The organism is Pseudoalteromonas sp. H71, assembly GCF_001468485.1.
Classification (GTDB): Bacteria; Pseudomonadota; Gammaproteobacteria; order Enterobacterales; family Alteromonadaceae; genus Pseudoalteromonas.
On the sequence record NZ_LODI01000008.1, the window covers coordinates 1 to 8,073 of the forward strand.

7 protein-coding genes are annotated in these 8,073 nt (G+C 41.0%); all 7 read right to left on the minus strand.

Annotated elements, in window-relative coordinates; genetic code table 11:
* Positions 1-337 precede the first annotated feature (337 nt).
* Positions 338-1,219: a LysR family transcriptional regulator gene (locus ATS71_RS05880; RefSeq protein ID WP_010557395.1), complete on the minus strand. Its 882-nt coding sequence runs from the start codon at positions 1,217-1,219 to the stop codon at positions 338-340.
* Between the two features lie 328 nt (positions 1,220-1,547).
* Positions 1,548-2,204 (minus strand): CoA transferase subunit B, encoded by a 657-nt coding sequence (locus tag ATS71_RS05885; protein ID WP_058403973.1) that lies wholly within the window; start codon positions 2,202-2,204, stop codon positions 1,548-1,550.
* Between the two features lie 14 nt (positions 2,205-2,218).
* The gene (locus tag ATS71_RS05890) at positions 2,219-2,917 is read right to left on the minus strand and encodes a CoA transferase subunit A (RefSeq protein ID WP_058403974.1); all 699 of its coding nucleotides are present in this window, start codon (positions 2,915-2,917) and stop codon (positions 2,219-2,221) included.
* Between the two features lie 251 nt (positions 2,918-3,168).
* Positions 3,169-4,065, minus strand: coding sequence for a hydroxymethylglutaryl-CoA lyase (locus ATS71_RS05895; protein ID WP_058403975.1), 897 nt, complete (start codon positions 4,063-4,065; stop codon positions 3,169-3,171).
* Positions 4,065-6,056 carry an acetyl/propionyl/methylcrotonyl-CoA carboxylase subunit alpha gene (locus ATS71_RS05900; protein WP_058403976.1) on the minus strand — a complete coding sequence of 664 codons (1,992 nt, stop codon included), beginning with the start codon at positions 6,054-6,056 and terminating at the stop codon, positions 4,065-4,067. Before ATS71_RS05900 ends, ATS71_RS05895 begins: the two co-directional genes overlap by 1 nt.
* A gap of 8 nt (positions 6,057-6,064) precedes the next feature.
* Positions 6,065-6,835, minus strand: a complete 771-nt coding sequence (locus ATS71_RS05905) for an enoyl-CoA hydratase/isomerase family protein (protein WP_058403977.1) — start codon at positions 6,833-6,835, stop codon at positions 6,065-6,067.
* A gap of 13 nt (positions 6,836-6,848) precedes the next feature.
* The coding region (locus tag ATS71_RS05910) for a carboxyl transferase domain-containing protein (protein ID WP_235591419.1) at positions 6,849-8,073 on the minus strand (1,225 nt) is incomplete at its 5' end.

Genomic DNA, 8,073 nt, shown 5'->3' on the forward strand with positions numbered 1-8,073 from the left:
AACTTGAACTGTTTTTCACACTGACAACATCTTCACACACAATATAAAGATTCTTTTCTATATTTATATGAGTCATAAAAACTAAATTGGTTTCAAATTTAGTCTCTTTATATAACAACTCATTCGCCATAAATGCTTTCGTTAAACAGACTTTATGTTGTTTCCTAAATTCAAACAAACGATAAAAATAAAACTGATAAGTGAAAAAATTTAAACCATAAAAAAATTAAATAAAAAAGCCAACCTATTGATAATAAGTTAGCTTTTTCATTAATTTTATGTGAATTTTTTATTAATTATACAGCTGAAGAGTAATTATATTTATGCTGAAAAATGATTATTCTTGTGTTTTTCTAAAAGTATCAACTACCCATTTAGCAAACAGATCGAGAGGGTGATTGGCTACATTCGAGTCATGTTGAACCAAGTAATATTTATCTTTTGTTGTTAATGGCTGTTCAAATAACTTATACAACCATTGCTCGTCTAACCAGCTTTGGCTTATTGGTAAAGGTATTAGCGCAATTCCCATACCTTGCTGTGCAGCTCGTGCTACACCAAACATACTATCTATTTGAATAATCTGCGTAGGCGAGAAGTCATCTATGCCTACTTTTTCAGCCCACTGGTGCCAAGCCCAAGGACGCGCTTTATGGAGAATAAGCGGAACTTGGTTTAATGCTTGTAAATCGTTATTTTTCCATTGTTCAAGTAATTTTTTATTACATGCAGGGATGTATTCTAAATTAAACAATTCAGTCACTGCACCCTCCGTTGGCTTACTCGAAGAAAGCACAATAGATAAATCACTATGGCGGGTAAGTTCTTTGCGTGTTTTGAGCGTATCCATTTGTAAATTTATATTTGGATGCTGAGTAGTCCACTCACTTAATTTTGGCATCAGCAATTCGCTGGCAAAAAATTCTGGCAGAGTAATTGTGATATTCGTGTTTTGTTGTAATTGACTAAACTCGTTAATGGTTCCCTCTAGCATGGTAATAATAGGGGAGATCGCATCAAAAAAGTTTTTTCCAGCCGTAGTTAGGCTTATAGAGCGAGTTTTACGATGAAATAGCTCTATACCAAGTTGTTCTTCTAATTGTTTTATTTGGTGGCTTACCGCCGACGGCGTTAAGTACAGCTCATTAGCTGCATGCTTAAAACTTAGGCTTCTTGCTGCAAAGCAAAAAGAACGAAGACCACGAATAGGAGTTTGCATGTGTTCCAGTATTTAATTGTTAGGATTGCCTGTATAGGCAAAAATCGAACCAGATGTTATTTGCCAATATTATCAATAACTTAATTTTATTGATAGAGTAACTTCACAAATTTGGTGCATCACAACGACAAAATAGTGCAATAACTCTAGCCAAATAACACAGTATCTATGCATCTACTATAGATAAAATTTCATTAAACGTGTATTAATTAACCAAAAAAATAACATTGAGGACAAAAAAAATCCCTCTTACGAGGGATTTTGGGTAACTCAGCGCCATTGGCACTGGGAATGAGGTCGGTACAGGGTGAAACTAAATAAGCTAAGCTTATAAAACCATTTCTGGTACTTCACCGTCAACAAGTAATTTACCTGCTGTTTTACTAATGATTTCATCTACAGATACACCTGGTGCACGCTCTATAAGATGGAATGCGCCGTCTTTAACTTCTAAAACGGCTAAATCTGTTACTATCTTTTTCACACAATTAACACCGGTTAGCGGTAAACTGCATGACTCTAGTAACTTAGACTCACCATGCTTGCTAGCATGAGTCATTGTAACTATTATATTTTTTGCGCCAGCAACTAGGTCCATTGCGCCACCCATGCCCTTAATGAGCTTTTTTGGGATCATCCAAGATGCAATGTTTCCATTTTGGTCTACTTCAAATGCACCTAGAACGGTTAAGTCTACATGACCACCCCGTATCATGGCAAAACTATCTGCACTATTAAATATGGCGGCACCTGTGGCTGCTGTCACGGTTTCTTTACCCGCATTAATCATATCAGCATCAAGTTCTGCTTTAGTCGGGTATTGACCCATTCCTAGCAGGCCATTTTCTGACTGTAGCATAACTTCAATATCATCAGGTACATAGTTTGCGACGAGTGTCGGAATTCCTATGCCCAAATTAACGTAGTAGCCATCTTGTAGCTCTTGCGCAACACGCATTGCAACTTGTTCACGTGATAATGCCATTTTTATGCTCCTGCTTAATCTCGTGTTGTTACACGTTCAATGCGTTTTTCAAAGTTGCCTTTGATCACGCGATTTACATAAATACCAGGGGTATGGATTTGGCTTGGTTCAAGCTCACCTGGCTCAACGATTTCTTCCACTTCTGCCACCGTAATTTTACCTGCAGTTGCAGCCATTGGGTTAAAGTTCATTGCGGTATGTCTAAATACTAGGTTTCCATAGCGGTCAGCCTTCCATGCTTTAACAATGGCAAACTCGCCAGTGATCGACTCTTCTAAAATGTATGGGCGGCCATCAAATTCTTTTACGTCTTTGCCCTCAGCTATTGGAGTACCGTAACCGGTGGCGGTGTAAAACGCAGGAATACCCGCGCCGCCGGCTCGCATTTTTTCAGCAAGTGTACCTTGAGGTGTTAGCTCAACATCTATTTCACCACTTAGTAATTGCTGCTCAAATAGGGCGTTTTCGCCTACATACGAGGCAATCACTTTTTTTATTTGTTTGTCTTGCAATAAAATGCCTAAACCAAAATCATCAACACCACAGTTGTTTGATACAACGGTCAACTCTTTTGTGTTCATCTTTTTAATTTGCTTTATTAACCCTTCAGGTATTCCACATAAACCAAAACCACCGGCGATAATGGTATCACCGTCTTTTAATCCTTCCATTGCAGCTTCGTAGCTTGCAACTACCTTATCAAAACCGGCCATGAGTCTCTCCTCATTGTGTGTTATTTGTTGTTAATCATCATCTCATAAGATAGCTATTTAACCTGAACTCTGGTTAAGAGATTTACTAACATATGAATTAGGGTGATATTTAAGTTTATTTTCTCTAGTCAGAGATTTTCAGTGAAAACAAGGCGAATTTACGCGTCAATAGCTGGCCTATTGCAAGTAAATTCAACGCAGTTAGTGCTGAAAATAGCTGCTAGAGATAGATTTATTATCCAGAGCTCAGGTTATTTTGTGTGTAGTGCCACAGATACTTTGCTCACAGGTTGCTTACCAAGTGCTTTAGTTATTTCCCAGCCAGCATCACTTAACCTTTGTAAATCAATTCCGTGTTCAATGCCAAGCCCTTGCAGTAAGTAAACTACATCTTCGGTGGCAACATTTCCTGACGCACCTTTAGCATATGGGCACCCACCAAGGCCCGCAACTGCCGCGTCAACCGTTGAAATGCCTAGGCTTAGTGCTGCGTAAATATTTGTAAGCGCTTGTCCGTAGGTATCATGAAAATGCACTGCAAGCTTGCTGCTATCTATATGCATCAATAGTAATTCTATAAGTTGAGTTACTTTTTTTGCTGTGCCAACACCAATGGTGTCTCCAAGGCTTACCTCGTAACAGCCCAAATCTAATAGCTTTTGTGTTACGTCAAGCACAGCCTTGGGGTCTATGTCTCCTTCGTAAGGACACCCAACTACACAGCTTACGTAACCACGAACACGAATATTGTGCTGTCTTGCAAAATTCATCACTTCACTGAAACGCGTGATACTTTCGTCAATTGAGCAGTTGATATTTTTATTACAAAACGACTCGCTAGCGGCGGTAAAAATTGCAAATTCCTTAATACCAGTACTATGGGCCGCGTGCGCACCTTTTAAATTAGGTGTTAGTGCACTTAAATTAACATTTGGTAAGTCAAGTGCGTTAATAACATCTGCTGAGTCAGCCATTTGTGGCACCCACTTAGGGGATACAAATGCACCGGCCTCTATATCTTTTAAACCAGCTTGTGCAAGTGCATTAATAAGCAAAATTTTATCTTGAGTGGTGACTATGCTCTCGTTTTGTAGGCCGTCACGCGCACCTACCTCAACAATACGAACTGAGTTAGGAAAGGCGCTCATTAGGCACCTTCCTGAACTGTTGTATCCTCAACAATTGCGAGTAGGGCACCGTGTGATACTAATTCACCTTCACCAAAACAATAGCTTTGTAAAATACCATCATGGGGTGCATTGAGTGTGTATTCCATTTTCATGGCCTCAATAATCACAACAGGATCGCCTTTAGTAATAGTACTCCCAACGCTAACTAAGTGTTTAACCACAGTACCATTGAGTGGTGCAGCTAATGGCAGTGCATCACTTTCGTGTGAACTTATATAATGCTTATTCATTAGCTCAAGTTTGGCTTGCAGTGCTTTATTCATAACAGTGATGGCATCATTACTTTGTGATACATGCGCAATATGCTTATCACCATCAATAAATACAGTACAACCCCCATTGACCACAGTACCTTGAAGGCTAAATACCGTGTTGTTATGGGTAATGTCGTACCCTTTTGCGGTTTTAATTGCACTTAAATGTAAATCTTTAAAGGGTACTTTAATTACGCTTGGAGAATTTAATGTAAATCCGCTAAGTTGCTGCCATGGGCTCGCGTTCTTTTCCTCAGCGTGTTTGTTATTTAATGAACACAAATACGCAAATGCGCCAATTAGCTCGCTAGATTGCACAAGCGTATTATTAACAGCAACTAACGAGTCGCCTTGTTCTGCGATAAAGTGTGTACTCGGTGCGCTTTTATTAAAAGTAGGGTGCTGAGCTAAGTTATTTAAAAAACCAATGTTGGTGCTAAAACCAGCTAGGTGAAACTGCTCGAGCGCTTGGCGTAAGCGCCCTAATGCTTGTTCGCGGCTATCATCATGGACTATGAGTTTAGCAATCATCGGGTCGTAATATGGGCTAATTTCATCCCCTTGCGCAATGCCTGTATCAATACGTACAAACTCATTTTGGTTTGGAGTATGCATCGCCTCAATCGTACCTGAGCAAGGTATAAAATCATTAGCAGGATCTTCGGCATAAATTCGCGCTTCAAAACTATGACCCTGTAACTGAATATCTTCTTGGGCTAAAGGAAGTGGAAGTCCGCCAGCAATATTTATTTGCCAGTTTACTAAATCAACGCCCGTAACCATTTCAGTGACAGGGTGCTCAACTTGAAGGCGCGTATTCATTTCCATAAAGAAAAACTCATCGCCACACAATAAAAACTCAACAGTACCAGCGCCGCGGTAATTGATAGCCAGTGCACAACGCACTGCAGCTTCGCCCATTTCTTTTCGTAGTGCACTACTTAAACCCGGGGCAGGGGCTTCTTCAATTACTTTTTGATGACGACGTTGTAAAGAGCAATCTCTATCCCCTAAATAAACGCAGTTACCGTGGTTATCTGCAAATACCTGCACTTCAACGTGGCGAGGTTGGTTAACATAGCGCTCTAGTAGTACTAAGTCGTTACCAAATCCGGCAATGGCTTCACGCTGTGCACCTTCAAGAGCGCTTATAAAGTCACTTGCTTTTTCAACAACGCGCATTCCTTTACCACCGCCACCAAATGCGGCTTTAATAAGTACAGGGTAGCCAATTTTTTCAGCTTCACTTTGCAAAAAACGAGGGTCTTGATTGTCGCCATAATAACCCGGTACTAACGGTACATTGGCTGCTGCCATTATTTCTTTAGCGCGGGTTTTTGACCCCATGGCTTCAATGCTGCTAGCTAAAGGGCCAATAAACGCAATATTGTTTGCTTCGCACGCTTTAGCAAATTCACTGTTTTCTGATAAAAAGCCATAACCAGGGTGAATACAATCGGCGCCACTATTTTTAGCTACTTGCAAAATTTTATCGGTTACAAGGTACGAGTCTTTACTTGGAGCAGGGCCAATGTAGTAGGCCTCATCAGCCATTTTTACGTGTTGAGCATTTTTATCAGCGTCTGAGTAAACAGCAACAGTGGTTAACCCCATCTGCTTTGCACTTCTCATAATGCGACACGCAATTTCTCCACGATTGGCAATGAGTATTTTTTTTAATGCTTGTGTGTTCATAATTAATCCTACAGTTGCCATTGTGGTGGGCGTTTATCAAAAAAGGCACTCAAGCCTTCTTGGCCTTCTTCAGATACGCGTATGTTTGCAATCCGCTCGGCAGTAAGCTCAATAAGCTTGTCATTAATCGGTTTGTTAGCTACATCGTTAATTAAAGCTTTCGCAGCTTTAACTGCAACTGGGCCGTTATCAATGAGTGTTTGAAGCATATTGTCCAGTGCACACTCCAAGTTCCCCGTTACTTGATGAACTAATCCAAGCTGTTTAGCGGTATGCGCGTCAAACACTTCGGCAGTTAAAAAGTATCTGCGTGCAGCACGCTCACCTATGGCTTTTATTACATAAGGGCTAATAACTGCAGGAATAAGTCCAAGCTTCACTTCACTTAAGCAAAATTGTGCATCGTCTTTACTAAGGGCAATATCACAACAGGCTATTAAACCTAATGCGCCACCAAATGCCGCGCCTTGCACAGCACATACCGTAGGGTGTGGGCTTGTAGCTAATACTTGCATTAGTTTTGCAAGTTGCATCGAATCAGCAAGGTTATCAGCATAATCATTGTCAGCCATGGACTTCATCCATGCTAAGTCAGCGCCTGCTGAGAAGTGTTTACCTTCTGTTTTTAAAACTAATGCTCTAATATCAAGCGTATTAGCATGTTCAATACATTGAATTAATTCGTGTATTACTTCGCTATTAAATGCGTTTCTTTTTTCAGGGCGGCTTAAAACAAGTACAGCCACATTAGATTTTGTTATTTGTAGTGTTACTGACATTTACTGCGCTCCGTTACATTCTAAATACGCCAAATTGAGATTCTTTCGCTGGTGCATTTTTAGCAGCCGACAATGCAAGCCCTAGTACGTTACGTGTGTCGGCTGGGTCAATAATGCCATCGTCCCACAAACGCGCGCTGGCATAATAAGGATGGCCTTGCTCTTCGTACTGGTCGATAATTGGCTTTTTAAATTCGCTAATTTGCTCATCGGTCATACTTTGGCCTTTGCGTTCTAAGCCGTCTTGCTTAACTTGGGCCATAACACCAGCTGCTTGCTCGCCGCCCATTACTGAAATACGTGCATTAGGCCACATCCACATCATGGTTGGTTCGAACGCGCGGCCACACATACCGTAGTTACCCGCGCCATAAGAGCCGCCAATTAATACTGTGAATTTTGGAACGTCAGCACACGATACTGCCATAACCATTTTTGCGCCGTGCTTAGCAATACCTTCTGCTTCGTACTTTTTACCCACCATAAAACCAGTAATGTTTTGCAAAAATACCAGTGGGATATTGCGTTGTGCACACAGTTGAATAAAGTGAGCGCCTTTTTGTGCTGACTCACTAAATAAAATGCCATTATTAGCGACTATGCCAACAGGGTTGCCGTAAATGCTAGCAAAGCCCGTTACGAGTGTTTCGCCAAAGTAGCGTTTAAATTCATCAAACGATGAATCATCAACCGTTCGGGCAATGACTTCGCGTACGTCAAATGGTTTTTTAAGATCGGTACCCACAATGCCGTACAGTTCATTTATATCGTACCGAGGCGCTTTTATATCTTTTAATAACGGCGAAGTAGGGCGTGTATAGTTAATACGCTCAATACATTGGCGTGCAATAGACAGCGCATGCTCGTCGTTTTCGGCAAAGTGATCAGCTACCCCTGATGTTTTACAATGAACGTCTGCACCACCAAGTTCTTCAGCCGTTACCTCTTCACCTGTTGCCGCTTTAACAAGCGGGGGACCTGCTAAAAATATCGTGCCTTGCTCTTTAACAATAATGCTTTCATCTGCCATAGCAGGTACGTACGCACCACCTGCGGTACATAATCCCATTACAACAGCAATTTGTGGAATGCCTTTGCCTGACATACGCGCTTGGTTGTAAAAAATACGCCCAAAATGTAACTTATCAGGAAATACATCATCTTGTTCAGGCAGGTTTGCACCACCAGAGTCTACAAGATAAATACATGGCAAATGGCATCGCTCTGCAATATCTTGC

Excerpts from the sequence above, each read along its gene's own strand:
- ATS71_RS05880 (WP_010557395.1), bottom strand. The coding sequence starts at position 1,219 with ATGCAAACTCCTATTCGTGGTCTTCGTTCTTTTTGCTTTGCAGCAAGA.
- ATS71_RS05885 (WP_058403973.1), bottom strand. The coding sequence starts at position 2,204 with ATGGCATTATCACGTGAACAAGTTGCAATGCGTGTTGCGCAAGAGCTA.
- ATS71_RS05890 (WP_058403974.1), bottom strand. The coding sequence starts at position 2,917 with ATGGCCGGTTTTGATAAGGTAGTTGCAAGCTACGAAGCTGCAATGGAA.
- ATS71_RS05895 (WP_058403975.1), bottom strand. The coding sequence starts at position 4,065 with ATGAGCGCCTTTCCTAACTCAGTTCGTATTGTTGAGGTAGGTGCGCGT.
- ATS71_RS05900 (WP_058403976.1), bottom strand. The coding sequence starts at position 6,056 with ATGAACACACAAGCATTAAAAAAAATACTCATTGCCAATCGTGGAGAA.
- ATS71_RS05905 (WP_058403977.1), bottom strand. The coding sequence starts at position 6,835 with ATGTCAGTAACACTACAAATAACAAAATCTAATGTGGCTGTACTTGTT.